General features: G+C 72.2%; 27 protein-coding genes. 15 read left to right on the top strand and 12 right to left on the bottom strand.

Going from position 1 to position 26,466, the window contains the following annotated elements; genetic code table 11:
• Positions 1–3 precede the first annotated feature (3 nt).
• Together ACGFZW_RS27430 and ACGFZW_RS27425 are read left to right on the top strand one after the other, a co-directional pair.
• Positions 4–2,652, top strand: a complete 2,649-nt coding sequence (locus tag ACGFZW_RS27430) for a caspase family protein (protein ID WP_393895900.1) — start codon at positions 4–6, stop codon at positions 2,650–2,652.
• The gene (locus tag ACGFZW_RS27425; RefSeq protein ID WP_393895899.1) at positions 2,649–4,052 is read left to right on the top strand and encodes an extracellular solute-binding protein; all 1,404 of its coding nucleotides are present in this window, start codon (positions 2,649–2,651) and stop codon (positions 4,050–4,052) included. Before ACGFZW_RS27430 ends, ACGFZW_RS27425 begins: the two co-directional genes overlap by 4 nt.
• 50 nt (positions 4,053–4,102) lie before the next feature.
• Here ACGFZW_RS27425 and ACGFZW_RS27420 read toward each other — a convergent pair whose 3' ends face one another.
• The 3 genes from ACGFZW_RS27420 to ACGFZW_RS27410 all read right to left on the bottom strand — a co-directional run bounded on the left by ACGFZW_RS27420 (position 4,103) and on the right by ACGFZW_RS27410 (position 6,451).
• Positions 4,103–4,339, bottom strand: a complete 237-nt coding sequence (locus ACGFZW_RS27420; RefSeq protein WP_393895898.1) for a hypothetical protein — start codon at positions 4,337–4,339, stop codon at positions 4,103–4,105.
• Positions 4,340–4,362: 23 nt separating this feature from the next.
• Positions 4,363–5,625: an anion permease gene (locus ACGFZW_RS27415; protein WP_393895897.1), complete on the bottom strand. Its 1,263-nt coding sequence runs from the start codon at positions 5,623–5,625 to the stop codon at positions 4,363–4,365.
• Positions 5,626–5,764: 139 nt separating this feature from the next.
• Positions 5,765–6,451 carry a lysozyme gene (locus tag ACGFZW_RS27410; protein WP_393895896.1) on the bottom strand — a complete coding sequence of 229 codons (687 nt, stop codon included), beginning with the start codon at positions 6,449–6,451 and terminating at the stop codon, positions 5,765–5,767.
• A gap of 389 nt (positions 6,452–6,840) precedes the next feature.
• Here ACGFZW_RS27410 and ACGFZW_RS27405 point away from each other — a divergent pair, with 389 nt between their 5' ends.
• The 3 genes from ACGFZW_RS27405 to ACGFZW_RS27395 all read left to right on the top strand — a co-directional run bounded on the left by ACGFZW_RS27405 (position 6,841) and on the right by ACGFZW_RS27395 (position 10,400).
• On the top strand, positions 6,841–7,518 hold the full coding sequence (locus ACGFZW_RS27405) for a class II aldolase/adducin family protein (RefSeq protein WP_393895895.1): 678 nt from the start codon (positions 6,841–6,843) through the stop codon (positions 7,516–7,518).
• A gap of 78 nt (positions 7,519–7,596) precedes the next feature.
• Positions 7,597–8,724, top strand: a complete 1,128-nt coding sequence (locus ACGFZW_RS27400) for an alpha/beta hydrolase (RefSeq protein ID WP_393895894.1) — start codon at positions 7,597–7,599, stop codon at positions 8,722–8,724.
• Positions 8,725–8,918: 194 nt separating this feature from the next.
• The gene (locus ACGFZW_RS27395) at positions 8,919–10,400 is read left to right on the top strand and encodes a hypothetical protein (protein ID WP_393895893.1); all 1,482 of its coding nucleotides are present in this window, start codon (positions 8,919–8,921) and stop codon (positions 10,398–10,400) included.
• Between the two features lie 34 nt (positions 10,401–10,434).
• Here ACGFZW_RS27395 and ACGFZW_RS27390 read toward each other — a convergent pair whose 3' ends face one another.
• On the bottom strand, positions 10,435–10,848 hold the full coding sequence (locus ACGFZW_RS27390) for a VOC family protein (RefSeq protein WP_393895892.1): 414 nt from the start codon (positions 10,846–10,848) through the stop codon (positions 10,435–10,437).
• Positions 10,849–11,187: 339 nt separating this feature from the next.
• Between ACGFZW_RS27390 and ACGFZW_RS27385 the strand changes: the two genes are divergently transcribed.
• From ACGFZW_RS27385 to ACGFZW_RS27375, 3 genes are all read left to right on the top strand, one after another.
• Positions 11,188–12,786 carry an ABC-F family ATP-binding cassette domain-containing protein gene (locus ACGFZW_RS27385; RefSeq protein WP_393895891.1) on the top strand — a complete coding sequence of 533 codons (1,599 nt, stop codon included), beginning with the start codon at positions 11,188–11,190 and terminating at the stop codon, positions 12,784–12,786.
• A 322-nt stretch (positions 12,787–13,108) separates the two neighbouring features.
• Positions 13,109–13,330, top strand: coding sequence for a helix-turn-helix domain-containing protein (locus tag ACGFZW_RS27380; RefSeq protein ID WP_006606369.1), 222 nt, complete (start codon positions 13,109–13,111; stop codon positions 13,328–13,330).
• Between the two features lie 114 nt (positions 13,331–13,444).
• Entirely contained in the window at positions 13,445–14,224 is a 780-nt protein-coding gene (locus tag ACGFZW_RS27375; protein ID WP_393895890.1) for an enoyl-CoA hydratase/isomerase family protein, read from the top strand.
• Positions 14,225–14,268: 44 nt separating this feature from the next.
• Here the strand turns inward: ACGFZW_RS27375 and ACGFZW_RS27370 are convergent, their stop codons facing one another.
• Positions 14,269–15,018, bottom strand: coding sequence for a hypothetical protein (locus ACGFZW_RS27370; RefSeq protein WP_393895889.1), 750 nt, complete (start codon positions 15,016–15,018; stop codon positions 14,269–14,271).
• A gap of 224 nt (positions 15,019–15,242) precedes the next feature.
• On the opposite strand from ACGFZW_RS27370, the gene ACGFZW_RS27365 reads away from it, so the two are divergent.
• Genes ACGFZW_RS27365 through amaP form a run of 5 tightly spaced genes read left to right on the top strand, consistent with a single transcriptional unit; the run spans position 15,243 to position 17,642 of the window.
• The gene (locus ACGFZW_RS27365) at positions 15,243–15,707 is read left to right on the top strand and encodes an Asp23/Gls24 family envelope stress response protein (protein WP_393895888.1); all 465 of its coding nucleotides are present in this window, start codon (positions 15,243–15,245) and stop codon (positions 15,705–15,707) included.
• A 36-nt stretch (positions 15,708–15,743) separates the two neighbouring features.
• Positions 15,744–15,959, top strand: coding sequence for a hypothetical protein (locus ACGFZW_RS27360; RefSeq protein ID WP_393895887.1), 216 nt, complete (start codon positions 15,744–15,746; stop codon positions 15,957–15,959).
• 6 nt (positions 15,960–15,965) lie between these two features.
• Positions 15,966–16,358 (top strand): hypothetical protein, encoded by a 393-nt coding sequence (locus tag ACGFZW_RS27355; protein WP_393895886.1) that lies wholly within the window; start codon positions 15,966–15,968, stop codon positions 16,356–16,358.
• The gene (locus ACGFZW_RS27350; protein WP_393895885.1) at positions 16,355–17,029 is read left to right on the top strand and encodes a DUF6286 domain-containing protein; all 675 of its coding nucleotides are present in this window, start codon (positions 16,355–16,357) and stop codon (positions 17,027–17,029) included. Before ACGFZW_RS27355 ends, ACGFZW_RS27350 begins: the two co-directional genes overlap by 4 nt.
• A gap of 7 nt (positions 17,030–17,036) precedes the next feature.
• Positions 17,037–17,642 (top strand): alkaline shock response membrane anchor protein AmaP, encoded by a 606-nt coding sequence (amaP, locus tag ACGFZW_RS27345; RefSeq protein WP_393895884.1) that lies wholly within the window; start codon positions 17,037–17,039, stop codon positions 17,640–17,642.
• Between the two features lie 89 nt (positions 17,643–17,731).
• On the opposite strand, the gene ACGFZW_RS27340 is transcribed toward amaP, so the two are convergent.
• From ACGFZW_RS27340 to ACGFZW_RS27315, 6 genes are all read right to left on the bottom strand, one after another.
• A complete protein-coding gene (locus tag ACGFZW_RS27340; protein ID WP_393895883.1) occupies positions 17,732–18,487 on the bottom strand; it encodes an SDR family oxidoreductase in 756 nt (251 codons plus the stop codon).
• 4 nt (positions 18,488–18,491) lie between these two features.
• The gene (locus ACGFZW_RS27335; RefSeq protein WP_393895882.1) at positions 18,492–20,279 is read right to left on the bottom strand and encodes a glycoside hydrolase family 15 protein; all 1,788 of its coding nucleotides are present in this window, start codon (positions 20,277–20,279) and stop codon (positions 18,492–18,494) included.
• Positions 20,280–20,308: 29 nt separating this feature from the next.
• Positions 20,309–21,220 (bottom strand): SURF1 family protein, encoded by a 912-nt coding sequence (locus ACGFZW_RS27330; protein ID WP_393895881.1) that lies wholly within the window; start codon positions 21,218–21,220, stop codon positions 20,309–20,311.
• Positions 21,221–21,305: 85 nt separating this feature from the next.
• Positions 21,306–21,539: a hypothetical protein gene (locus tag ACGFZW_RS27325; protein WP_393895880.1), complete on the bottom strand. Its 234-nt coding sequence runs from the start codon at positions 21,537–21,539 to the stop codon at positions 21,306–21,308.
• 63 nt (positions 21,540–21,602) lie between these two features.
• Complete coding sequence (locus tag ACGFZW_RS27320; protein WP_393895879.1) at positions 21,603–22,637, bottom strand: DEDDh family exonuclease; 1,035 nt, start codon at positions 22,635–22,637, stop codon at positions 21,603–21,605.
• 278 nt (positions 22,638–22,915) lie between these two features.
• A complete protein-coding gene (locus tag ACGFZW_RS27315; RefSeq protein ID WP_393895878.1) occupies positions 22,916–23,626 on the bottom strand; it encodes a Type 1 glutamine amidotransferase-like domain-containing protein in 711 nt (236 codons plus the stop codon).
• Positions 23,627–23,813: 187 nt separating this feature from the next.
• Here ACGFZW_RS27315 and ACGFZW_RS27310 point away from each other — a divergent pair, with 187 nt between their 5' ends.
• Positions 23,814–24,779, top strand: coding sequence for a sterol desaturase family protein (locus ACGFZW_RS27310; protein WP_393895877.1), 966 nt, complete (start codon positions 23,814–23,816; stop codon positions 24,777–24,779).
• Positions 24,776–25,519, top strand: coding sequence for a lysoplasmalogenase (locus ACGFZW_RS27305; RefSeq protein ID WP_393895876.1), 744 nt, complete (start codon positions 24,776–24,778; stop codon positions 25,517–25,519). Before ACGFZW_RS27310 ends, ACGFZW_RS27305 begins: the two co-directional genes overlap by 4 nt.
• A 54-nt stretch (positions 25,520–25,573) precedes the next feature.
• On the opposite strand, the gene ACGFZW_RS27300 is transcribed toward ACGFZW_RS27305, so the two are convergent.
• The gene (locus ACGFZW_RS27300) at positions 25,574–26,407 is read right to left on the bottom strand and encodes a helix-turn-helix transcriptional regulator (RefSeq protein WP_393895875.1); all 834 of its coding nucleotides are present in this window, start codon (positions 26,405–26,407) and stop codon (positions 25,574–25,576) included.
• Positions 26,408–26,466 lie beyond the last annotated feature (59 nt).

Here is a 26,466-nt window from a genome sequence, read left to right as displayed (position 1 = left end):
CGGATGTCCCACTACGACGCGCGGGGCAAGATCAACCGGGCGCTGCTGATCTGTGTCAGCGACTACAAGAATTTATCCGCGCTCCCCGCCGTGGAGGCGAACGCCGAGGAACTCAAGCGGGTCCTGATCGACCCCGGCACCGACCTGTTCACCGACGAGGAAGTCGTCATCTGCCGGCCCCAGGAGCCCTGGGAGCTGGAGCAGGCCCTGGACGCCGTCACCGACGAGGCACGCGGCCTGCTGCTGGTGCACTTCTCCGGCCACGGCTGGGTCGGCCGCGACGGCGGCGACCTGCAGCTCATGGTCGGCATGTCGGACACCCGCCAGCGCCACAAGGCCGTGTCCTGGCAGGACATGGTGCTGTCCTACCTCGACAGCGCACGCGCCGACCGGATCGTGATCCTGCTGGAGTGCTGCTACTCCGGCAACGCCGACGAGACCTTCCACTCCCGCCGCAAACCCATGTCCCTGCTGATGGCCGCGCAGCCCAACCGCCGGATCTTCAGCGGCGACGAACCGGCCGGCGGCTCCCTCTTCACCCGCGCCGTCGTGCAGATCCTCGAACGCGGCATACCCGGCGAGCGGTTCGTCACCTTCGAGGACCTCGTCCGCACACTGCGCGAGCGGCTGGCCCACGAGCGCACGCCGATGGGCGACGTCTGGGAGCCCCGCTCGGCCAAGCAGAACACCGTCGACGACGTCATCCTCTCCTTCGCCACCCCGGAGGTCCGGCCCCCCACGCCGCTGCGCATCCGCTTGCGCCGGTGGCTGAAGCAGCGCCTCAGCCGCTGGCTGCGGGTCATCGCCGTCCTGGTGACCGTCCTCGGCCTCACCGCCGCCGGCCTCGTCGCCTTCCAGCTCCTGCGGACCGACCCGGCCTGCCCGCCCGCCCTCGAACTGCGTCTGCTCACCGCACCCGAATCCGAACCCGCCCTGCGCCAGGCAGCCTTCGCCTACGAGATGTCCGACCTCAACACCCGCCCGCTGCAGGGTGAGGACGACGTCCCCGACGGCTGCCGACGCGCCCAGATCACCGTCTACTCCGCGGCCAAGGACCAGGTCGACCAGGGCTTCGCCGCCGCCGACCGCTGGCAGGGCGAGGCTCACGGCACCGGCAAGGGCCACCCGTCCACCAAGGGCATCGACCCCCTCAACAGGCCGGGGCCGCAGCCCGATCTGTGGATCCCCGAATCCAGCGCCGACTACGCCGAGGTCCGCCGCGGCATGCCCGCCACCGGATCCCCCGTGACCCTGCACCACACCGGCCCGGTCGCCTACACCCCGCTCGTCGTCGGCATCCCGGCCAACCAGCGCCTCGACGACGTCGAACAGGTCGGCGCGTCCTGGCAGGAGATCCTCACCGGCACCGACAGCGACCACCGCGACCTGCGACTGCTGCGCCCCAGCCCCGTCCTGTCCGGCACCGGCCTGCTGCACACCATCGGCCTCTATCTCGCCAACGACGGCTCGCGGATCGGCCCCGCGGGCGGCCCCGACCCCACCCTCGCCCGGGACGCCGAGCGCAGGCTCTCCGCCCCGGGCAGCCAGTACGCGGGCAGCACCGAGCTGCTGTGCTCGCTGCGGCCCACCGGCCAGGACGGCCGCCCCGGCACCGGCCGGGGGAAGGGGGCGGCACCACTGGTCTCGGAGAAGTCCCTCGCCGACTTCAACCTCGGCCGCGCCATCGGCAGTTGTCCCGCCCTGGGGAGCCCGCTCGCCCCCGGCGACCGGTACGCCGCCTACTACCCCAAGAACGTCCCGGCGCTCGACCACCCGCTGATCCGGGTGGACTGGCAGGGCGCCACCGACGCCGCGCCGCGCCAGGACGCCGTCGGCCGCTTCGGCGACTGGCTGCGGGACCCCGAGGCCGGCCGGCGCATCCTCAGCAGACAGGGCTACCGCGCGGTCCCGGGCAAGGACGGCAAGGCGCCGGACCCGGTGCCGGACTCGCCGCTGACCGATCACCGTGCGGACGCCGACCTCGACGCGCCGGTCACCCCGTTCACCGCGGGCGGCGATCAGGTGACACGGGTGCTGGACGGCTACGACAAGGCGCAGAAGTCCAGTCGGCTGCTGATTCTCATGGACACCTCCACCTCGATGGCGGAAGGCGGCAAACTCCCGATCGCCCTCAGCGCGGCCGGCCGCGCCCTGGAGATGGTGGGCACCCACCACACGTACGGCCTGTGGGCCTTCCCCGACGGCGCGCACCCCACCGATCCCGGCGCGGTACGCCGGACCGTCCCGCTGGGCACCGCTGACCCCGCCCCGGGCAAGGCGGCCCTGGACCGCATCGCCAAGGGGGAGCTCGTCGAACACGGCGCGGCCATGCAGGAGGCACTGACCGCCGCCGTACGGGAGATGAAGAAGTCCACCGGCACCAACAACGCCATCGTGCTCATCCTCGACCAGGACGACGGCGCCGCACGGCGGGCGACGGGCGTGGAGCAGACCCTCAACTCACTTCTCAAGAAGGGACCCGAGGTGCCCGTCCTCACCCTCGTCATGGGCAAGGCAGGCTGCGACTCCTTCGTCCTCCAGGGGCTTGCCGGTGCCTCCAAGGGCCAGTGCGTCCCCGGCGGTCCGGACGCCCCCGATCTGCTCGCCGGACTTGTCGCCTCCGTCGGCACGGCCGGAAAGGACAGCCGGTGAGGGCCCGGCGGGCCGGCCTTCCCACGGCCCTGGTGGGCCTGACGCTGACGGCGGCTGCGAGCGGCTGTACCTCCGGGCCGGAGCCCACCCCGGAGAAGGGCGCGATCGTCCTCGCCACCGGCAGCGACCTCAGCAGCTCCGGCGTGCGTCAGGACCTCATCCTCGACTGGGAGCGGCGCACCGGCCGCAGCGTCCGGATCGTCAAGCTGCCGGACACCGCGGACGGCCAGCGCAGCCAGCTGCTGGCCTCCGGTCAGTCCGGCAACAGCGGCTACGACGTGCTGAACCTCGACGTGGCCTGGACGGCGGAGTTCGCCGAGGCGGGCGTCATCCGGCCCTGGGGCGCGAGCCTGGACGCCGATTTCCTCGACAGCGTGGTCAAGACCGTCGAGTACGGGGGCAAGGTGTGGGGCGTGCCCTTCAACACCGATGCCGGGCTGCTCTACTACCGCAAGGACATCCTCCACGACTACGGCTACGACCGGCCGCCCACCAACTGGGGCGAGCTGAAGAATGTGGCCGCCCAGGTCGCGGACGCCTACAACCGCAAGGCCGCGAAGGACGCGAAGGCCGCCGGGAACGCGGACGAGGACGCCGACACCGTCCCGAAGATGTACGGCATGGTCGCCCAGCTGCGGCCGTACGAAGGGCTGACCGTCAACACCCTGGAGTCGGCCTGGGCCAACGGCGGCGCCCCGGAGGCGACCAGCTTCACCAAGGGCGAGCAGGTCGGCGCGCTCCAGCAGGGCGTCGCCGATGTCAAGGACCGGCTCGACTCGATCATGCCGCACGAGGCCACGACGATGGACGAGACCGAGAGCCGCCGCTGGTTCGCCGACGGCCGGGCACTGTTCATGCGCAACTGGCCGGTGGAGTACGCCTCGGTCGCCGAGAAGCTGGAGGCGGGCGTCCAGTTCGACGTCGCCGAGCTGCCCGGGCGCCCGACCGACGGCAAGCGGATGTCCGTCCTGGGCGGGCAGAACCTCGCGATCTCCGCGACCAGCTCCCACCCGGAGGGCGCCCGCCGGCTGATCGAGGCACTGACCGGTCCGGGCAGTGAGCGGTGCCTGCTGGAGCGGGGGTTCGCCGCGACCCGCGACTCGGCCTATCGCGCTCCCTCGAAGGCCCCTGACTGCACCCTGCCGCCCGGGGACGCCGAGCGTGCGGAACACGGTGCCACCCGGCAGCCGGTACAGCGCCCCGACCAGGAGCCGCCGTACACCCGGACGCTGTACGCGGCGCTACGTGCCGCCGAGCCACGCCCGCGCTCCGCCCACTACCAGACCTTCAGCAAGGTCGTGCAGCTGCGCGTCTCCGAATACCTCAACAGCCGCGGCGGCACCGCCATAGCCGACGCCCTGGCCAGGGAAGCGGACGAGGCGCTCAGCGGCCGCGGCTGATGCCGCGGTCCGCCGAACGCCTCGTCCGGTGGAGTCCCTCGCCGTACCGGTCAGCCGGCGACGATGAGGTAGATGCCGTAGGCCACGGCCGCCGCGCACAACGCGAAGGAGGCCACCGCGCCGGTCCGCGCGCCCGCGCCGGGCGCGGAGGCCACGGCGGCCGCGCCCTCCTGCTGCGGCTTGCGGGACGTACCGACGATGCCGACGGTGAACAGGCCCACGATCCCGACCGTCACCACGAGGCTGACGCCGAAGACCTGACCGAGAGCTGCCCATTCGATGTTCATTGCGTGTCCTTAGGTGAGGGCCGCTAGCGGCTGGCTGCGGTCGCGGCCGCGGTGCGGTGGGCGGCGGTCGGGACGGCCGCGGTGCCCGGCTCGCGCTCCTCGGCGAGGGGGGCGGGCGAGCTCGCCGGGGGAGGGGAGACGCTCTGCAGCGCCGCCGTCACCACGCCCACGGGCTCCGCGGCGGGTGCCTCGTTGACGTTGGTGTGGTCGACCGGCTTGCGCCGGGAAGCGGCCCAGATCGCACCGCAGACGGCGAGTCCGAGGACCGCGACCGTCGCCACGCCCCAGTCGCCCTGACCGGCCAGGAGGGCGGCGCCCGCCGCGACCAGACCGGCGGCCGGCAGCGTCAGGCCCCAGGCCAGCACCATCCGGCCGGCCGTGGACCAGCGCACCACGCCGCCCCTGCGGCCCAGGCCCGAGCCCATCACGGAACCGGAGCACACCTGGGTGGTGGAGAGCGCGAAGCCGAGGTGGGAGGAGGCCAGGATGGTGGCCGCGGCGCCGGTCTGGGCGGCGAAGCCCTGCGGCGGCTGGATGTCGGTGATGCCCTTGCCCATCGTGCGGATGATCCGCCAGCCGCCCAGGTAGGTGCCGAGCGCGATGGCGACACCGGCCGAGGCGATGACCCACAGCGGCGGATCGGCGTGCGGGGCGACCACACCACCGGTGATCAGCGCGAGGGTGATCACGCCCATCGTCTTCTGCGCGTCGTTGGTGCCGTGGGCGAGCGAGACCAGGGCGGCCGAGGCGATCTGGCCGCTGCGGTAGCCCTTGGCGGTGTCCGTCTCGTCGCGGTTGCGGGCCAGCCGGTAGGTGAGCCGGGTCGCGGCCATCGCCGCGAGACCGGCGACCACCGGGGCGGCCACGGCCGGGATGAGGACCTTCATCACGACGGCGTCCGCGTGCACCCCGCTGGTGCCGACGGACACCAGGGTCGCGCCGATCAGACCGCCGAACAGAGCGTGGGAGGAACTGGAGGGGAGCCCGGCGAGCCAGGTCAGGAGGTTCCAGACGATCGCGCCGACCAGGCCGGCGAAGATCACTTCAGGTCTGATGCCGGCACCTTCGTCGATGATGCCGCCGGAGATGGTCTTGGCGACCTCCACCGACAGGAATGCTCCGACGAGGTTGAGCACCGCCGACATCGCCACCGCTGTCTTGGGCTTCAGTGCCCCGGTGGAAATGGTGGTGGCCATCGCGTTGGCCGTGTCGTGGAAGCCGTTCGTAAAGTCGAACACCAAGGCCGTGACGATCACGATCCCGATGAGAAGCGTGATGTGTTCCATTCACCCAGGCAATCAGCTCGATGGTCAGTGACTTTCGGAAACGTACGGAGGGCGGGTGAACGGAAAGTGAACTGGGGCGGGCCGAGTGATGACACCACCGCAGGGTTCACGGGGAGGTACCCCTGGCGTCACTTCCGTCTCACCCTCTGGCGAACTTCTTGAGCTGCCCCAGCGTCCCGTTCCAGCGGTCCTGATCACCTGGAAGGGGCCCCTGGTCGGCGTACTGCCAGAGGGTGGGGGCCGACCAGCCGGCGGGCAGCGGACCGGGCACGTCGTGCCAGTTCGCCAGCCACAGCGGATGGGACCTGAACGAGCGGCTGCTGCCCGTGCAATCGTTCCACCAGCGGGTCGTCGTGTAGATCACCGGCCGGCGGCCCGTCGCGCGCCGCACCTCCTTGCTGAAGGAGCGGATCCAGCGCACCATCGCGCCCTTGCTCAGCCCGTAGCACGGCTGCCTGGCGTTGTAGGGGTTGTGCTCGATGTCCAGGGCGGGCGGCAGCGTCCAGCCGTCCGACCTCCAGCGGCCGCCGTTGCGCAGGAAGTAGCGAGCCTGACGCGCGCCGCCCGAGGCGCTCGGGACCGCGAAGTGGTAGGCGCCGCGCAGCAGACCGGCCTCACGCGCGCCGTTGTACTGCTCGCGGAAGGCGGGGCTGCGGTAGCTGTGGGACTCTGTGGCCTTGACGTACACGAACCGTGCGCCCTCCTCCCGGGCTTCGGTCCAGTCGACGTTCTTCTGGTGTGAGGAGACGTCATGTCCGCGGGGCGAACCGCCCGCGGCGGCGGGCGCCGCGGGCCCGACGAGCGCCGCGCCCGCCAGCGCGACCACGGGCAACGTCGCGGCCAGTAGCCGGCGCGGACCGCCGGCGGGTCGAGGGTTCCGGAGGCTTCGGGGGCGAGGCTGCCGCGAGTCGGGGTGCGCGGATCGCGGCAGGGCGTCGGCGGGAATGCGGTGGGAAGCGCGCTCACTGGCCAATGGATCCCCTTGGTCGGCGACGTCTGGAGACAGTTCCCGACAGTAGTTGCTCGTTTACCCGGGGTGGCGGATTTAACGGATAATCATTTCGGGAGTGTCGCTATCATTCGTTGTCCGTTGTTATCGCCTGCTATTTGCCGATAACGGACACCGGGGGGGTCGGTCCCGCGCCTTCCCCCGAGCCGGCCTGCCCGTACGGTGGCGCGCACCGCCCGCTTCTGCCGCACCGCACCGGAGGACCCGTGAAGGACCAGCCCGACTCCGATGCCCGCCTCGCCGCCGCCTGGGAGGAACTGGTCGACACCGCACGGCGCACCGTCACCGACGGCCTGGTCGTCGGGACCTCGGGCAATGTCTCGGTGCGCGTCGGCGACCTGGTCCTGGTCACCCCCAGCGGCGTCCCCTACGACCGGCTCGGCCCGGACGACCTCACCGCGGTCGATCCCGAAGGCCGCCAGGTCGCCGGCGATCTGCGGCCCACCAGCGAACTCCCCATGCACCTGGCCGTCTACCGCACCACCGCGGCCACCGCCGTCGTGCACACCCACGCCCCGCACGCCACCGCCGTCTCCACGCTGGTCCCCGAACTCCCGCCGGTCCACTACATGGCCGCGGCGCTCGGCGGCCCCGTCCGGGTCGCCCCCTACGCCCTGTACGGCAGCGACGAACTGGCCCGGCACATGCTGGAAGCGCTCCGCGACAGGACCGGCTGCCTGCTGCGGAACCACGGCACGATGGTCTACGGCGACAGCCTCGGCCAGGCACTGGACCGCACCGCCCAGCTGGAGTGGATGTGCCGGGTCTGGCTCCTCGCCGGATCCGTTCCCGGCCACACCCCCGGCCTGCTGTCGGCCGGTCAGCTCGACGAGGCCGGGGCGCAGCTACGGGGCTACGGTCAGCAGAAGGTCCGGCGGCGCTGAAAGCGCCGGGTCCGGCGCCCGTCACCCGGCCGCTCCCGCCCACTGGCCCCGCCGCTCTCCCCTCCGCACACTGGGATGGTGCGCCTGGGTACTGCGGCGGCTGTCGCCGCCACCACCGTGATCGGTGCCGGGGCGGCCGCGGTGGCGGTCGGCCGGTACGCCAGCGATATTGCCCTCAAACCGTCGCCGGACCACCCCCTGCCGGGCGACCCCCGTCTCACGGTCCACTCCGCCACGGACGAGCTGATCACCCTCACCCGGACGCTCGCCTCGCTGCGGCCCGGCACCTACGGCCTCGCCGGCGCCGGCTGCCACGCGGTGGTCGGCCCCGTCGTCCGCGGCGTCCCGCATCCCGCCGACACCGTCGTACGCCGGCTGGAGCGGGTCACCCATGGCGTCCTGACGCCGGGCGCCCGGATGCTGCTGACCCCGCAGGTGTACATCGGCAACCCCCGCGACGCCCTCGGGATCGATTACGCCGATGTCGACATCCCCGGCGAACTCGGCGCACTGCCCGCATGGTTCCTCCCCGGCGTCCGCGACACCTGGGTCATCACCGCGCACGGCCTCGGCACCACTCGCGAGCACCCGATGGTCGCCATGCCGTTCCTGTGGCGCCATCAGATCCCGGTCCTCGACCTCGCCTACCGCAACGACGTGGGCGCCCCGCGCACCACCGACGGCATCAGCCATCTCGGCGACTCCGAATGGCGGGACCTGGACGCGGCGATCCGCTACGCGATCCGCTACGGCGCCCACAAGGTGGTCCTCTACGGCTGGTCCACCGGCGCCACCATGGCGCTGCGTGCCGCGGTCAACTCCGCGCTGCGCGACCGGATCAGCGGCCTGGTGCTGGACTCCCCGGTCCTCGACAGGCAGGCCGCGGTGCGCGCGCTGGCGGCCGGCCGACGGGTCCCGCGGGCCCTGCTGCCCCTGGTGGTACGCGCCGCGGAAGGCGCCACGGGGCTGCCTCTGGACCGCCCCGCCGACGCCGTGGATCCCGCCGCGCTGACCGTCCCGGCCCTCCTCTTCCACGGCCCGGACGACACCGTCGCGCCCTGGGCTGCCTCCCGTTCCTTCGCCGCCCGCCGCGAGGACCTGATCACCCTTCAACCCGTACCGCACGCCCCGCACGCCGCGATGTGGAACGCCGACCCGGACAGTTACGACGAGGCCCTGCGCCGCTTCCTGACCCCGCTGATGTAGTGGCATGAGGGGCCCGCCGCGGCCGGCCCTTCCGGTCCGGTCCGCCCCGGTGCCACCCGATATCGGGTGACGCCCGGTCGTACGGGGGGACAACTCCCCACATCCGGGATGGGTCGGCGAGGTGGCGCCGCGTGCGCGGAGCGCCTCCCGGGTTCCGATTGGGCTTTCGGGCCGTCAGCGGCAAGACTGCTCCTGTGACGTCCCGTACCCCGCGCGACTCCCGGCTCCGACTCGTCCCCCGCCAACCGATTGCGGCCGCCCGCAGGGCGGTGAGCACCCGGGCAGCCCGCCCGGCGCCGCGCCCTCCCGAGGGCACCCCGCCGCCGGCGGAGCTGGCCCGGCAGGCCCGCGCCGTACTGGCCGGTGCGGCCCGCCTCGCCCGCTGGGCCGACGGCGCCGGCGGCACCGGAGCGGGACTGCGGGCCGGGCCGGACGGAGCGCTGCCCGCGCCCGACGTCGAGCGCGCCGCCGAGGCCCTACGGCTCACCGCGCGGCAGGTCCGCGCCGACTGGGACCGCGCCCGGCTCGCCGGGCTCATCGAGCTGCACGGCGGCGTGGCCCGCCCCGGCTGGCGGCTGCGTGCCTGGGACCGCGACGACACGGCCGCCCTGCGCGGCTGGGTCGCGCTCTTCGACGCCTGGTCGCTGGCCCGTCCCGCACCGGCCGGCGCCGGCCCCGCGATCGTCGCCGAAGTCGTCGAAGCCGTACCGCAGTTGCTTTCGCTGCTGCACCTGTCGGCCGGCCCGGTGCGGCTGCCGGTCCTGCTGGACATGCTCGACCAGCGCGTCGCCGAGCTGCGCACGGAGCGCTGCGAGGTCCCCTACGGCCAGGACAAGGCTCCGGGCCGTGCGGTGCAGACCCCCGTGCCGGGCCCGCGTACGGGCGCGGCCGCGGAAGCCGGGGGAGCGGTGGTCGAGGCCGCCGGTGCCTCGCTCGCCGAGCTGCTGGACTGGGCGCTGGACTCCCTGACCACCGTCGGGGCGCTGTTCCCGCAGGACGACGCCACCGGCGCGCACGGCGACCGTGACGAGGCGCAGCTGACGCCGCTCGGCAACTGGTCGGTGTGGGTCAAGCTGGAGCAGATCTGCGTCGCCGCGCAGAGCCCGGCCGGCCACATCGAGCAGTCAGCGGAGGCGATGCTGCGCGGCTGCGCCCGGCTGACCCCCGGCCCCGCCAGGACCGAGTACCGGGCGTGGCTCGCCGCCCGCTCCGTCGGCGCCGCGGTCGAGGAGCTGCTGACCGTCGCCCGCGGTGAGGACGCGCTGCTGCGCGGGCTGGCCTTCGAGGCGTTGCGGGCCGTCGGCGCGCCCGCGGAGCCCGCCGTGCGCGCCGCGGCCGATGAGCCCGCGCTGCGGCCGTACGCCCTGCTGTGGCTGGTCGAGCACGAGGGCGGGGATCCGGAGACCGCGCCCGACGTGCTCACCCGGGAGGAGTCGACCTGGCTGTGGGTGGACACCGCCGCGGCCGTCGCCGACCACGGCGAGACCCAGCTGCTGGTCCGTCATCTCGACTCGGCGGTGCAGGGCTCGGTGCCACGCCTGCTGGACGAGGTGCGTGCGGTCGGGCATCCGCGCACCGTGCAGGTGCTGGTCGCGCTCGCCGCGGCGCACCCGGACCCGGCGCTCGCCAAGGCCGTACGCCGCGCGGCGTTCCAGGTCCACACGGGCGGTGTCTGAGCCCGCCCGGCGGCTCGCCTCGGCCTGTGCTCTCTCAGGCCGAGGCGCCGGGGACGTACGTCCCGAAGCTCCAGATGTTGCCCTCGCCGTCCCGGGCCATGTAGTCACGCGAGCCGTAGTCCTGGTCCTTGGGCGCCATGAGGATCTCCGCCCCGGCCGCCTCGGCCCGTGCGAAATGCGCGTCGGTGTCCTCGACGACGACGTAGACGCCGGTGGGGCCGGAATCGCCCATCGCCGTGTCGAAGACGCCACCGTGGCCCTTGGACCCCAGCATCACCTTGCCGTTGCCGTAGGACAGCTCGGCGTGCAGCACCGCACCGCCCTCGCCTTCGTACACGGCGTCCTGGGTGAAGCCGAAGGCGTCGGTCAGCAGCCGGATCGCCGCCCGGGCGTCGCGGTAGAGCACGGTCGGGTAGATCGTCGGGGGCCCGGAGGGGGCTGTGGTCATGGTCGTTCACCATCCCTGCGGTCGGGCCGCGGAACTTTTTCCGAGACCTGCGTCACAGTCTTCCAGCCGGGTCCGGCACCGCACCCCAGGACCGTGCCCGCCCTGCCGCGACCACCGCTGCGTGACCTGCGCCGGACGGCCCGCCGCCCGGCTCTGTCCGTACGGCCCCGGCCCGACCTCGCCCCGCGGGCCGTCTCCGGCCGCCCGCAGCCGGGAAAACGGCTTGCGCAGCACCGTTAGACTGCCCGTATGGCAGTTCTCCTTTGGGTTCATTAGACGGCGTAGACCGCTCTCGGACCGTCCGTCCAATCCGCCGTCTTCCTGCCCTGGAGTTTTTCCGTGATCACCGCTTCCGGCCTTGAGCTGCGCGCCGGCGCCCGAATCCTCATCGAGTCCGCCTCCTTCCGTATCGCCAAGGGCGACCGCATCGGCCTGGTGGGCCGCAACGGCGCCGGCAAGACCACCCTCACCAAGGTGCTCGCGGGCGAGGGCATCCCCGCCGCCGGCACGGTCACCCGCTCCGGCGACGTCGGCTACCTGCCGCAGGACCCGCGCACCGGCGATCTGGACGTGCTGGCCCGCGACCGCATCCTGTCCGCCCGTGACCTGGACTCCGTGCTCCGCAAGATGCGGGAGAACGAGGACCGGATGGCCAACGGCAAGGGCGCCACCCGCGAGAAGGCGATGCGGAAGTACGAGCGCCTGGAGACCGAGTTCCTGACCAAGGGCGGCTACGCGGCAGAGGCGGAGGCCGCGACGATCGCCGCCAGCCTCGGACTGCCCGACCGCATCCTGGGGCAGCCGCTGCACACCCTCTCCGGTGGTCAGCGCCGCCGTGTCGAGCTGGCCCGGATCCTGTTCTCGGACTCCGACACCCTGCTGCTCGACGAGCCGACCAACCACCTCGACGCCGACTCCATCGTCTGGCTGCGTGACTACCTCAAGACGTACCGCGGCGGCTTCATCGTCATCTCGCACGACGTCGACCTGGTCGAGACCGTCGTCAACAAGGTCTTCTACCTCGACGCCAACCGCTCGCAGATCGACGTCTACAACATGGGCTGGAAGCTCTACCAGCAGCAGCGCGAGGCGGACGAGAAGCGCCGCAAGCGTGAGCGGCAGAACGCCGAGAAGAAGGCGGCGGCCCTCAACAGCCAGGCCGACAAGATGCGGGCCAAGGCGACGAAGACGGTCGCCGCGCAGAACATGGCCAAGCGCGCCGACCGGCTGCTCGCGGGCCTTGAGGCGGTGCGGGCCTCCGACAAGGTCGCCAAGCTGCGCTTCCCGGACCCCGCGCCGTGCGGCAAGACGCCGCTCACCGCCGAGGGCCTGTCGAAGTCCTACGGCTCGCTGGAGATCTTCACCGATGTCGATCTGGCCATCGACAAGGGCTCGCGAGTGGTCATCCTCGGCCTCAACGGTGCCGGCAAGACCACCCTGCTGAGGCTGCTCGCCGGCGTCGAGACGCCCGACACCGGCGACGTCCGCCACGGACACGGCCTCAAGCTCGGCTACTACGCCCAGGAGCACGAGACGCTGGACCCGGACCGCACGGTCCTGGAGAACATGCGCTCGTCCGCCCCGGACATGGACCTGGTCGCCATCCGCAAGACGCTGGGCTCGTTCCTCTTCTCGGGCGACGATGTCGACAAGCCGGCCGGAGTGCTCTCCGGCGGCGAGAAGACCCGTCTGGCCCTGGCCACGCTGGTCGTCTCCTCCGCCAACGTCCTGCTGCTCGACGAGCCGACGAACAACCTCGACCCGGCCAGCCGCGAGGAGATCCTCGGCGCGCTGCGCACCTTCACGGGTGCCGTGGTCCTGGTGTCGCACGACGAGGGCGCGGTGGACGCGCTGGAGCCGGAGCGGATCATTCTGCTGCCGGACGGCGTCGAGGACCTGTGGGGCCAGGACTACGCGGATCTGGTCGCGCTGGCCTGATCAAGGCCGTCTGGATCATTCGGCCGACGGGTGATCCATCATCTGAGTGAGAACGGCTCGTACATCGGCGAGCCTGCGGCGGAAGGCCGGGCCCCTCGGGCTCGGCCTTCTCCCTTTCGCGCACATACCTCCTGACCTGCCGCTTCTCCCGGAAGGCGGTCTCCGGCCGGCCCGCGTGAGGGGCGGAATGAGGAATTCCGTCGGCGGTGTCCCGGCGCCGGACGCCAAAGGATGTCGTAGAGACCTTGCGGAATGGGTGGCCAGGAAGCCGGGGAGGGGTGATCATGAGAGTCCAGAGCGCACTTCCCACGAGGAGGCACGGGTGGCCGAGACTCTGAAGAAGGGCAGCCGGGTAACCGGCGCCGCGCGCGAGAAGCTCGCGGCAGACCTGAAGAAGAAGTACGACTCCGGTGCGAGCATCCGGGCGCTGGCCGAGGAAACCGGTCGCTCCTACGGATTCGTGCACCGGATGCTCAGTGAATCCGGTGTGGTCCTGCGCGGTCGTGGCGGAGCCACGAGGGGCAAGAAGGCCGCCTCGGCCTGACGACCGCGACTCCGGGTGCAGCGGTGTCCCCCCGGTCGGTCGAGCAGTCGACCGGGAGGTTACCGTTCAGTCACTTACGCACGCAGGTGCGGCTGGCTGACTCGGAGGCGCCTTATGACTCTGCTCGACAAGGACGGTGTGCGGCTCACCGTGGACGACGCGATCGCCACGGTGACCCTCGCCAACGCGGCCAAGCGCAACGCGCAGTCGCCGGCCATGTGGCGGGCGTTGGCCGAGGCGGGCTCGCTGCTGCCGGGAAGCGTACGGATCGTGGTGCTGCGCGCGGAGGGCCAGTCCTTCTCCGCAGGGCTCGACCGGCAGGCGTTCACGCCCGAGGGGTTCGACGGTGAGCCGTCGTTCCTCGACATGGCGCGCGGTCCGGACAGCGAGCTGGACGCCACCATCGCCGAGTACCAGGAGGCGTTCACCTGGTGGCGGCGCAATGACGTGGTCTCCATCGCCGCCGTGCAGGGACACGCGATCGGTGCGGGCTTCCAGCTCGCTCTGGCCTGCGACCTGCGAGTCTGCGCCCAGGACGTCCAGTTCGCCATGCGCGAGACCAGCCTGGGGCTGGTACCGGACTTGACCGGCACCCACCCCCTCCTCGGACTCGTGGGCTATGCCCGCGCGCTGGAGATCTGCGCCACCGGACGCTTCGTCCATGCCGAGGAGGCGGAACGGGTGGGCCTGGCCAACCTCGTGGTGCCCGCCGATGAACTGGACGCCGCGGTGGCCGATCTGGCGGCGGCCCTCACCGCCGCCCCGCGCGACGCCGTCATCGAGACCAAGGCACTGCTCGCCGGCGCAGCGAACCGCACCTACGAGGAGCAGCGCACCGCGGAGCGGGCCGCCCAGGCGCGCCGGCTGCGCGACCTCGCGGGCATCGGGGAGTAGCACCCGCGACAGCGCGTACGGGAGTGCCCGGTCGGCCGAGGGTCTCAGCCCACCGGCCGGGCCCTTCCGGAGAAGTTCCCCTCCACGCCCGTGACCAGCACGGCGACCGTCCGGGCCGAGGGCGCCGCGGCCGTCACCGCCGCACGCACGGCGCGGGCCACCTCCAGCGCCCGGTGGCCGGCCACGGTCGTCAGCTGCACGAACGCGTGGCCCTCGGCGAGCCGCACCGGCCTGGCGCCGAGCGCCGGGGCGAGCCGGGCAACGCCGGGGATGCCACGGACGACGGCGCCGATCCCCTCCGGGCCGTCCTGCGTCGCGCCCGAGCGGGCTTTCTGCGGTGTCACCGGCCCGCCGGCCGTGCTCGCGGGCGCGGCCCGGTCGGTCCGCTCCGCTGCGTCCGCCTCCAGGAGGTCGTCGGCCCGCAGATCCACTGCGTTCACCACCAGGCCCAACTCCTGCTCCGCCGCGTCCACAAGAGCCGCGCGCAGCAGCTCGGCGACGGCGGGCAGCGGCCGGTCGGCGTACGCGGCGAAGTCCGCCTCGATCCGCAGCGGGCCCGGCGGCAAGGCGCTCGGCGGCGCCGGCACCTCGGGGCGCGGTGCGCTCTCGGGATCCGCGAGGGACAGCCGCGGCGTGCCCCATCGCACCCCGGCCGGTGAGCCGACGGCGGCCCGCAGTGCGTCCGCAGCCGCTCGCTCGGTGATCCAGGCACCGTCCGAGGGCCCGCCCAGCGGAAGCACCCGGCCCATGCGGAGCTGCTCGCTCACCGCTTGCGCCAACTGGTACGCGGGCACCGCGTCACCTCTTCTCCGTCTGCCCCCGGTTGCCCCGGATTCCCCGGTTTTCCGAACTGTGCCCCCAGCCTGCCGCAGAGCTGCCCGTACGGCAGGGCGGTACGCCGAATGGAGCCATATGGAGCACGTCGCCCGGTATCCCCGAAGCGAGGTGCGCAAACCGCACTTACTGTGTAAATCGGAGCGGGTAGACCGCTCCTCCCCTCCGAAAGGGACGAACGGCGATGAGCGAGAGCCAGCAGTATTCGGACAGTGGAAAGACGCTGGGCGGCAGGCGGGGCGGCGGCGACCCCGCGTCCCGTGGACGTACCACCATCGCCGACGGCGTCGTGGAGAAGATCGCCGGCCTCGCGGCTCGCGAGGTGGTCGGCGTCCACGCCATGGGCAGCGGCTTCGCCCGCACCTTCGGCGCGGTCCGGGACCGGGTACCCGGCGGCGGCAAGTCGGCCACCGCGTCCCGCGGTGTGAAGGCGGAGGTCGGCGAGCTGCAGACCGCGCTGGACCTGGAGATCGTGGTGGACTACGGCGTGGCGATCGCCGATGTCGCGCGGGCCGTCCGGGAGAACGTCATCTCCGCCGTCGAGCGGATGACGGGTCTGGAGGTCGTCGAGGTCAACATCGCGGTCAGCGACGTCAAGCTGCCCGACGAGGAAGACGAAGAAGAGGAATCCGAGTCCCGGCTTCAGTAGTCGAGTCCGCCCGGAGTGGTAGCGAAGGAGCGCATGATGAGTATGGCCGTGGTCGGCCTTTTGGCCGGTATGGCGCTGGGCTTCGCCGGATACTTCGGCGGCTTCGGAGCCTTCGTCCTGGTAGCGGCATTGGGCGTGATCGGATTCGTGGCAGGCAGGTTCCTCGACGGCGACCTGGAGCCCGGCTACTTCTTCCGTTCGCGCAACGGTGAGCGCTACGACCGTTACGACCGCTTTGAACGGCGGAGGTGACGCCGGGTGACGACCGTCTCCCCGACCTCCGCCGTCACCGCTGTTCCGGCGGGGGAGCGGGGCGCGACAAAGATCGCTGACCGGGTGGTGGCCAAGCTCGCCGCGCAGGCGGCACGCGAAGCGCTGCGCACGGCCGCTGCCGGCTCGACCACCGACGCCCATGCGTCGGTGACCATCCACCGCCGGGACGGCCTGCCGCACTTCGGCGAGGCCCGGGTGAGCGTGACCGTGGAAGTCGGCTACCCCTCGGACATCGGCGCGCAGTGCGGCGCGGTGCGCCGCCGGGTCACCGAGCGGGTCAGGACACTGGCCAACATGGAGGTGCCCGACGTCGCGGTGGAGGTCGAGCGCCTGCACTCCCCGCTGCTGGACACCCCCGGCCGGGGAAGGGTGCGATGAGCGACGACGAGGAAGTGTCGAACACCAGGCGGCTGCCCACGCTCGACAAGGAGCCGGGTGCCTCCGACCCGTCGGACCCGTCCGGGCCTTCTCCCGAGGCCAAGGACCCCAGCGCGACCACGGACGGTGAGAAGGCGGGCCGCTTCTGGTCCGAGCGCCAGGTGCCGGTCGCCATCGTCGCCCTGGTGCTGCTCGGCGCGACGGGGCTGATGCTCTACGACGTCGTCGCGGTGCGCGCCGACCACCAGGCGATGTCCTGGCGCCGTCAGCTCGCCGACCAAATGGCCACCCGCCCCCTGGACAACCCCTGGGTGCTGGGAATCGCGGCGGCCGCCGCGCTGATCGGGCTGTGGTTCCTCGTGCTGGCCCTCACCCCGGGTCTGCGCGAGGTGCTGCCGATGCGGCGCACCGCCTCCGGCATCCGGGCCGGACTCGACCGTTCGGCCGCCGCGTTGATCCTCCGCGACCGGGCGATGGAGGTGCCCGGCGTGCAGTCCGTGCGGATGTCCGTCACCCGCCGCAAGGCCAAGGCGCGCGCGTTTTCCCACTTCCGTGAGCTGGAAGAGGTCCGCAGCGACCTGGACGCTGCGCTCGGTGACGGCCTGCAACAGCTGGGGCTCTCGCACCGGTTGCGGCTCTCCCTCAAAGTCCGGCGCCCGAAGAAGAGGTGAGCGCGAGATGCGCAAGGTGCGAAGAACCGTCAACCGGGTGCTGCTGGGCCTGGCGGGCGCGGTGCTCTTCGGGGCCGGGGCGTCGGTGCTGGTGGCCGGTCTCGACCTGCCTGCCAAATGGCACTTCACGCTGCCCGGCCACTGGCCCTGGACCGGGCCGGACGGCGTGCTGCTCTCCGACAAGAACCGCACCCGGTGGACGGACAGCGGCTGGTGGTGGCCCACGGTCATCGCGGCCCTGGCCGTACTGCTCCTGCTCGTCCTGTGGTGGCTGCTGGTGCAGTTCCGGCGGCACCGGCTGACCCATCTCCTGGTCGACAGCGGCGACGGTGAGGGGGCCTCGTTGCGCGGCCGGGCGCTGGAGGACGCGTTGACGGCCGATACGGAGGCGCTGGACGGTGTGGACCATGCCGGTATGCGGCTGACCGGCCGGCGGACCGAGCCCACGGTGCGGGCCCAGCTGGCGCTGGCTCCGCACGCCGACCCGGGCACGGTGGTACGGCGTCTGGCGGACAACGCGCTGGGCAACGCGCGCCGCTCGGCGGGTCTGGACGAGCTGCCGGCGGACGTCCGGCTGCGGGCCGTCCGGCACCGCGCGGAGCGGGTCAGCTGACGCCCCCTGCGAAGGCACGTAGCGGCGAAGCGCCCCGGGTGGCCGGTCCACAGCGGCCACCCGGGGCGCTTCGCCGTGCAGGCGGTACGTCAGAAGCCGTGCCGTGCCCCGCCGTCGACCGGCACCATGACGCCGGTGATGTAGGAGGCGGCCGGCGAGAGCAGGAACGCCGCGGCCCGGCCGAACTCCTCGGGGTTGCCGTAGCGGCCCAGCGGAATCGACGCGGAGTTGCGCGCACGGGAGCCCTCCGGGTCCCCGGAGAGTGCGTCGAGCTGGGTCATCCGGTCGGTGGCGATCCGGCCGGGCAGCACGCCGACGACGCGGATGCCGCGCGGGCCCACCTCGTTGGACAGCGACTTGGCGAACCCGGCGAGCCCCGGGCGGAGCCCGTTGGAGATGGTCAGGCCGCCGATCGGCTCGTAGACGGAGCCGGACAGCACAAAACCGATGACGCCGCCCTCGTCCAGCTCGGCGGCGGCGGTCCTGGCCAGCCGTACCGCGCCCAGGAAGACCGCCTCGAAGGCCGACTGCCACTGCTCGTCGCTGTTGTCGGCGGCCGAGCCGGGCGGCGGTCCGCCGACGCTGATCATGATGCCGTCGAAGCGGCCGAAGCGTTCACGGGCCGCCGCGACCAGGCGCGCAGCGGCGTCCGGATCGGCGTTGTCGGCCGCGACCCCGAGGGCGCGGTCGCCCAGGGGCGCGGCCGCCTCGGCCGCGCTCTCCTCGGTGCGCCCGGTGAGCACGACGTTGGCGCCGTCGGCGATCAGTTCACGGGCGGTGGCGAAACCCAGCCCACGGGTCGCTCCGGTGACGATGTACGTCCGGTCGGTGAGTCCAAGATCCATGGCCCTAGTCTGCCCCCGGGCCGTCCAGCAGCGCGAAGGCGGTCCCCACCAGCCCGATGTGACTGAACGCCTGCGGGTAGTTGCCCAGCTGCCGCCCGGCGACCGGGTCGTACTCCTCGGCCAGCAGCCCGACGTCGTTGCGCAGGTCGAGCAGCCGCTCGAACAGTGCGCGGGCCTCGTCCCGGCGGCCGATCGCGTGCAGGGCATCGGCGAGCCAGAACGAGCAGACCAGGAAGGCTCCCTCGCCTCCTGGCAGGCCGTCGACGGAGACGCCGTCGGTGGTGCTGTAGCGGCGTACCAGTCCGTCGTGCGTCAGCTCCCGCTGCACCGCCTCGACGGTGCCGACGACCCGCGGGTCGGTCGCCGGGAGGAAGCCGACGCGGGGGATCAGCAGGGTCGCGGCATCCAGCTCCGGCGAGCCGTAGTACTGGGTGAAGGTGCCGCGTTCCGTGTCGTAGCCCTGCTCGCAGACCTCGCGGTGGACCTCGTCACGCATCGCCTTCCAGCGGGTGAGATCGCCGCTCGCCTTCGGATACGCCTCCAGCGCGCGCACCGCGCGGTCCGCGGCGACCCAGGCCATCACCTTGGAGTGCACGAAGTGGCGACGCGGCCCGCGGATCTCCCACAGCCCCTCGTCGGGGTCGCGCCAGTTGGACTCCAGGTAGTCCACCAGGGTGCGCTGGATCCGCCAGGCATGGTGCTCCGACGGCAGCCCCGCGGTACGCGCGATGTGGAAGGAGTCCAGCACCTCGCCGTAGACGTCGAGCTGGCGTTGTTCGACGGCGGCGTTGCCGATCCGCACCGGCGGGGAGTCGGCGTATCCGGACAGCCACGGGAGTTCGGCCTCCGGGAGCCGCCGCTCACCGGACAGCCCGTACATGATCTGCAGGTCCTGGGGCGCACCGGCCACCGCACGCAGCAGCCAGTCCCGCCACGCCCGCGCCTCGTCCAGATACCCGGCGGCGATCAGGGAGTTCAGGGTGAGACTGGCGTCCCGCACCCAGCAGTAGCGGTAGTCCCAGTTGCGGATGCCGCCGAGCTCCTCGGGCAGCGAGGTGGTGGGGGCCGCCACGATGCCGCCGGTGGGGGCGTAGGTCAGCGCCTTGAGGGTGATCAGGGAGCGGATCACCGCGGCGCGGTAGGGGCCTTCGTAGCGGCAGCGGGCGGACCAGTCCTGCCAGTCCTCCAAGGTGGCGTCGAGTGCCTCGAAGGGCTCGATCTGGTTCGGCCGGGGCTCGTGGGAGGGATGCCAGGTCAGTACGAAAGCGGTGCGTTCACCCTCGGAGACGGTGAAGTCCGAGCGGGTGCTGAAGCCTTTGCCGTACGTGGTGCCCAGGGAGGGGGTGCGCAGCCACACCGAGTCCGGTCCCGCGACCGCGACCCGGCAGCCCTCGGAGTGCCGTACCCAGGGCACCACCCGCCCGTAGTCGAAGCGCAGCCGCAGCACACCGCGCATCTCGACGGTGCCGCGGATGCCTTCGACGATCCGTACGACATCGGGCGCGCGGTCGCGCTGCGGCATGAAGTCGGTGACCCTGACAGCGCCGGTGGGGGTCTCCCACACGGTGTCCAGCACGAGGGAGTCACCGCGGTAGGAGCGCTCGGCGCGGGCGTCGGCGTCCCGGGGTGCCAGTCGCCAGTGTCCGTTGTCCCTGCTGCCGAGGACGGCGGCGAAACAGGCGGCCGAATCGAAGCGCGGCAGGCACAGCCAGTCGATGGATCCGTCGCGGCCGACGAGTGCGGCGGTCTGCAGATCGCCGATGAGCGCGTAGTCCTCGATGAGTGGGTGCACTCAGCGCACCTTCCCGCGAGGGGGGCGGGCTACTCGGTCGGAGCGGCTGTCCGGGCTACGGCTTCCGCCCGGTCAGATGCCGGGTCCGGTGCGGGGGCCTTGCCGTCCTCGGTGGCGTCTGCCTCCGGTGCAGGAGGCTCGGTCCCCTGAGGGGCCGGGGGACCGGCCGCGCCCCGGTCCTCCTCGGCCGCGGCCTCGGCCCGGTCGCGGCGCTCGCGGCGTACCAGGACGACCCAGCCGACCGGTACCGCGGCAGCGAACAGCCACCACTGGATGGCGTACGCCATGTGCGGCCCGATGCTGTCGTGATCCGGCTCGGGCACCTGCTCGGGCTTGCCGCCGGCCGGCTTCGGCCCGGTCTGCTCGATGTAGCCGCCGAGGACCGGCCGGTCGAGCCGCTCGGCCTGCTGCGCGCTGTTGATCAGCATCACCTGGCGGGCCGGCAGCCCCTTGGTGTTCTTGATGCCGCTCTCGGCGGTGGTCTCGTCGGCCATCATCCGGCCGGTCACGGTCACCTGGCCGCGAGGGGCGGCCGGCACGCCGGGGAACTTCGTGAGGTCGTTGCCCGCCGAGATCCAGCCGCGGTTCACCAGGACGGCGTCGCCGCCGGGCAGAAGCAGGGGAGTCAGGACGTAGTAGCCGATGCTCTGCTCGTCGGCGGCGGTGCGCTGGCGTACGACGACCTCGTGACGGGTGTCGTACCTGCCGGTGGCGGTGACCGTGCGCCACATGTCGTCCCGTGGCAGTGGCCGGCCAGGCGCGGTCAGCTCGGTGACCGGGACCGGCTCGGCGGCGAGGCTGTCCGCGATGAGCTGGTTCTGCGCCACCTTGTGCTCGTGGCGGTGGAACTGCCAGAAGCCCAGCTTGATCATCGATGGGATCAGGACCAGGCCCACGAGGGTGAGGATCACCCACTGCCGGGACAACAGGAAGCGGTACACGCATTGACGGTACCCGGAGTGCGGCGGCCCCCGAGCAGGGGGTCCTGCCGGGGGCCGGGAGCCGCTCCGAGGGCCGGCGGCCGGGTCAGACTCTGTCGACGATGCCCACCTTCCCCTCCGCGCGGGCGCAGTGGGCGCCGCAGAACCACTGGCCGCCGACCTCGACGCCCTGGCCGATGATCTGGCATCGGCAGTGCTCACAGATCGGTGCCATGCGGTGGATGGCGCAGGAGAAACAGTCGAAGACGTGCACCGCGCCCTGCGCGTGCACCTCGAACGTCATGCCGTAGTCGTTTCCGCAGACCTCACAACGTGCCATGCGCCACAGGGTGCGGGCGGGGCCTTCGCGGGGCGAGGTGCTGACGGGTGTGTTGGGCGGGCTTCACCCGGAAGCAGGCGCGGAGGGTGCCGGCGCGACGTCCTGCAGCAGCTGCATGAAGGCCGCCTCGTCGATCACGACCGTGCCGAACGAGGCCGCCTTGGCGGTCTTGGAGGTCTGCGCACCGGGATCGTTGGTCACCAGCAGACTGGTCAGCCGGGACACGCTCGTCGCGACGTGCAGGCCGGCCTCGATCGCGCGGTCCTCCAGCAGCTCGCGGTCGACGGAGGTGTCGCCCGAGAACGCGACCCGCATGCCCTGGACGAGCCGGCCGCCGGCTTCGTAGCGCCCCGGGTTGGGATACGGGCAGGCCGGGCGCTTGCGAGCGGGCCGCCAGGAAGTGGGGCGGTAGGAGGACGCGGAGTGCTGCCGGGGCGCGGGGGCGTCCGACCATTCCGTCAGCGGCTGGCAGCTCAGCAGGGGGAGCCGCAGCTTCTCCTGCGCGGCCCGGCGCAGACCGGGGCGGAACGCCTCGGCGAGCACCCGGGCGTCGTCCAGGGCGTGGTGGGCGCGCTCCTGCACGACGCCGTAATGGGCGGCGAGCGACTCCAGCTTGTGGTTGGGCAGCGGCAGCGCCAGCTCCTTGGCGAGCGCGATCGTGCACAGGCGCTGGCGGACCGGCGCGGTCGCCGCGGCGCGGGCGTACTCCCGGGCGATCATGGACCAGTCGAACATGGCGTTGTGCGCGACCAGCACCCGGTCCGCCAGGCGCTTGGACAGCTCGGGGACGATGTCCGGGAAGAGCGGGGCATCGGCCAGCATCGCGCTCGTCAGGCCGTGGATCCAGACCGGGCCCGGATCCCGCTGCGGGTTGACGAGGGTGTACCAGTGGTCCTGGACCTCGCCCTGTGCGTCGAGTTGATACACGGCGGCAGAGATGATGCGGTCGTCCCGGGCCAGGCCGGTGGTCTCCACGTCGACCACCGCGTATCCCTGCGGATATTCGATCGGCCAAGGAGCCGGCGGCGTCTGCGGGCCCGGCTGCTGCCCGATCTTCGGTGCGATCGAGGGGGCTGCTGCCATGCGGTCTTCGAGCATGGTCAATGAGGATACGGGCCGCCACTGACAGCCACCGCACCGCCATCGCGCGCGTCGGCCCGCGCGGCGCCCCTGCCGCCGCCGGTGCGGAGGCCGTCGGCGGTGCTCGCGAGGCCGGACGAAAGCACCGTCAGCAGGCCCTGGGCGGCGCGGAAGGAGCGTGCCGCCGGGGCGCCGTGGACGGCGACGCGCTTCCCGGGACGGGCCCGCGGATTGTGCGGGCCGCGTGGCACGTCCGTGGTCGCCCCGTGCTGCCGGTTGTCGCCCGCGCGAGGGCATCAGGTCCGCGGGGTGAGCGGCCGCGCCGCCCATGGCGTCTCGGTCACCGTGCCGCCGACGCCGACGCTCACCCGTCGCACGGTGGCGTCGGGCCTGCGCGTCACGACATCCACCGGCCGGCCGTCCGTGAACACCCCGACGGCACCGTCGTCGATGGCCCAACCCTCGGGAAGCGCACCGCTGTTGATCGCGGCCCGGTACCCGGGACGGCGTGCCGGCTCGCTGTCGTAGTGCGGGCAGAGGCTGCCCGGCAGCAGTCCAAGTCCGTCGGAGAGCGGCGCCACGGGGCCGAAGGAGTCCGAGAGCGCGCTCTCGAACCAGCAGCAGGCCCCCGCGCTGATGCCGCAGAGCAGCACCCCGGCCTCGTACGCCTCGCGCAGGATGGTGTCCAGACCGTGCAGGCGCCAGACGGCGAGCATGTTGGCAGTGTTGCCGCCGCCGACGTAGACGATGTCCTGGGCGAGCACAAACCCGCGCAAGTCGGGCTCGGTGCGCCGGAACAGCGCCAGATGGCTCGGCTCGCAGTCGCGCGCGGCGAAGGCGGTGTGGAACGCCTCGATGTACCCCTGGGCGTCACCGCTCGCGGTGGGCAGGAAGCAGATCTTCGGCCGTGGCCGTCCGGCGGCGGCGAGCACGTAGTCATCGATCAGGGTGTCGTCGTCGCCGGAGAAGCCGCCGCCCAGCAGGGCGAGGGTGCGTGCGGGAGCCATCGGTCCTCGAATCTTCTGAGGGGGCATGGGGAGGCGGACGCTGCCCGTGGTCGGCAACGTAGGAGCCCGGGCGACCGATGGCGACCGATTTCTCCCCGAGCGACAGTCCCAGCTGACAGCACGTCTTACATACTTCTCGGTAACAACCTCTAGCGGGGGCGCCATCGACGCCCTTATGGTGCGGGACATGCCGCACCTTCCCGATGTCGTGTTGTGGTCCGTACCGGCCTTCGTCCTGCTCACCGTCGTGGAGATGGTGAGCTATCGCCTGCATCCCGACGAGGACGCGGAGGGCTATCAGGCCAAGGACGCGGCCACCAGCGTCGGTATGGGGCTGGGCAGCCTCGTCTTCGACGCACTGTGGAAGATTCCGATCGTGGCGATCTACGCCGCGGTCTACGAACTCACCCCACTGCGTGTCCCCGTCCTGTGGTGGACGCTGCTGCTGATGCTGCTGGCGCAGGACTTCTTCTACTACTGGTCGCACCGCGGGCACCACGTCATCCGCGTCCTGTGGGCGTGCCATGTGGTGCACCACTCCAGCAAGAACTTCAACCTGACCACCGCGCTGCGGCAGCCCTGGACGACGTGGACCGTCTGGCCGTTCTACGTCCCGATGATCGCCCTCGGGGTGCATCCGGCGGCCGTCGCGTTCTGCTCGGGGGCCAACCTCGTCTACCAGTTCTGGGTCCACACCGAGCGGATCGGCAAGCTGCCGCGCCCGGTGGAGTTCGTCCTGAACACGCCCTCCCACCACCGCGTCCACCACGCCTCGCAAGGCGGCTACCTCGACCGGAACTTCGGCGGGATCCTGATCCTCTGGGACCGGATGTTCGGCTCGTTCGTCGCCGAGACCGAGCGGCCCGTCTACGGCCTCACCAAGAACATCGAGACCTACAACCCGCTGCGGGTCGCCACCCACGAGTACGCCGCCATCGCGCGTGACGTACGGGCGGCCGAAAACTGGCGCGAACGCGCCGGACGGGTCTTCGGCGGGCCGGGATGGCAGCCGGCGGGCGCGGCCGTATCCGTCCCGGCCTCGGGGGAGGGCGTCAAGTCCACGGTGCACGTGGGTGGTTCACCGGTGCAGGCCGGCAGGAAGAAGACCCGGCGCGACAAGAAGAACGCCACCGTCAAGGAGCCCGCCGCGTGACGTTCCCAGGGCCCGGCCCCCGTACCGCACGGATCCTGGCCGGCGCCCTCGGTGTGCTGGCCGTCGTCCATCTCGCCGCCCTGCTGACCCGGGCGGCCACCGGCAGCGCCGACGGGCTCGGCACCGCGGCGGACCTCGCCGTCCACGTCACCAAACCGGCTCTGATGCCGGTGCTCGCGGCGTGCGTCCTGGCTCGTGGCGGTCCGCCGCTGCTCGCCGGCGCGCTGCTGTTCGGCTGCGGGGGCGACACCTTCCTCCAGATCGGCGGCGACACCCTCTTTCTGCTGGGGATGGGCTCGTTCGCCGCCGGGCACGTCTGCTACCTGCTGCTCTTCGCCCGCCACGGCGCAGCCGACACACGACGGGGGCGTACCGCAGCGGCTGCCGCCGCGTACGCGGCCCTGCTGACCGGCACCGTGGCACTGCTGTGGCCGGACCTGCCGCCCGAGCTGCGGATCCCGGTGGCGGGCTACAGCCTGCTGCTCACCGCGATGGCGTTCGGCGCGCTGCGGGCAGGGCCCTGGGCCGCACTCGGGGGGCTGCTCTTCCTGCTCTCGGACACCCTGATCGCGACCGGCATCGCCGAGTGGCCGCAGCTGCCGGGTCCGCAGTTCTGGATCATGCTCACCTATATAGCGGCCCAGTGCGCGCTGGCCTTCGGCGTGCTCCGGACGGTCGCCGCCCCGCGCGGACCACGTGCCGCCGCGCAGCCCACCCGTACGGCCGACTCGGCCGTCTGAGCCGCCGGGCGCCGAGGCGACTGCTCGGCAGATCCCGGCCGCCCTCTCTTCCGGCTACAGGGCGGCCTGATCCGAGGTGGCGTGGAGGGAGCCGAGCAGGCCCATGGCCTGGGCGCTGGGGCTGCCGGGTTCGGCCTGGTAGATGACAAGTTGCTGGCCCGGAGCTTCGCGTACGTCGAAGGCCTGGTAGGTGAGCGCCAGGGGTCCGACGTCCGGGTGGAGCAAGTGCTTGGCGTCCTGGGTCTTGCCACGTACGGCGTGGGTGTTCCACAAGCGGGTGAAGTCCGCACTGTGCTCGCTGAGGGCACGGACGAGTTCCCGCAGCCGTGGGTTGTCCGGGTCGAGGCCGGCCGCCTGCCGCAGATGGCTCACGGTGGCCTGCGCCGTGCGACTCCACCTGGTGTAGAACTGTCGGCCTGCCGGATCGAGGAAGGTCATGCGGGCCAAATTGTCGGCCTGCTCGAAGGGTGAGTACAGGGCATCGGCCAGGGCGTTGCTCGCCAGGACGTCCAAGGTCGGGTTGATGACGAACGCCGCTGCGCCCGGGTAGCCGTCCATCAGCTGGCGAAGGGCGGGACCGACGCGGTCCGTGGTGTGGGTGAACCGGCTGATGGACGCTGTCCCGGCCAGCTGGTGCAGGTGTGCGTGGGCATCGGGGTCCAGTCGCAGGGCGCGGCCGAGCGCGTCGAGTACCTGGGCCGAGGGGTGGCGTTCGCGCCCCTGTTCCAGGCGGGTGTAGTAATCCGCGTTCACCCCGGCCAGGACCGCAACCTCTTCACGGCGCAGTCCGGTGACCCTGCGCACGCCGTAGCTCGCCATGCCGATGTCCTGCGGCCGTAGGCCCGCCCTGCGTGCGCGGAGGAACTCTCCCAGGTGGTTGTCGGTCATGTCCTCAGGCTAGGACGCGGGAGCGGTGTGCTGCCTGGGTGCACCGCACCCAGGCAGCA

Source organism: Streptomyces sp. NPDC048248 (assembly GCF_043201875.1).
GTDB lineage: Bacteria > Actinomycetota > Actinomycetes > Streptomycetales > Streptomycetaceae > Streptomyces.
This window is presented reverse-complemented; position numbering and strand designations above follow the sequence as displayed.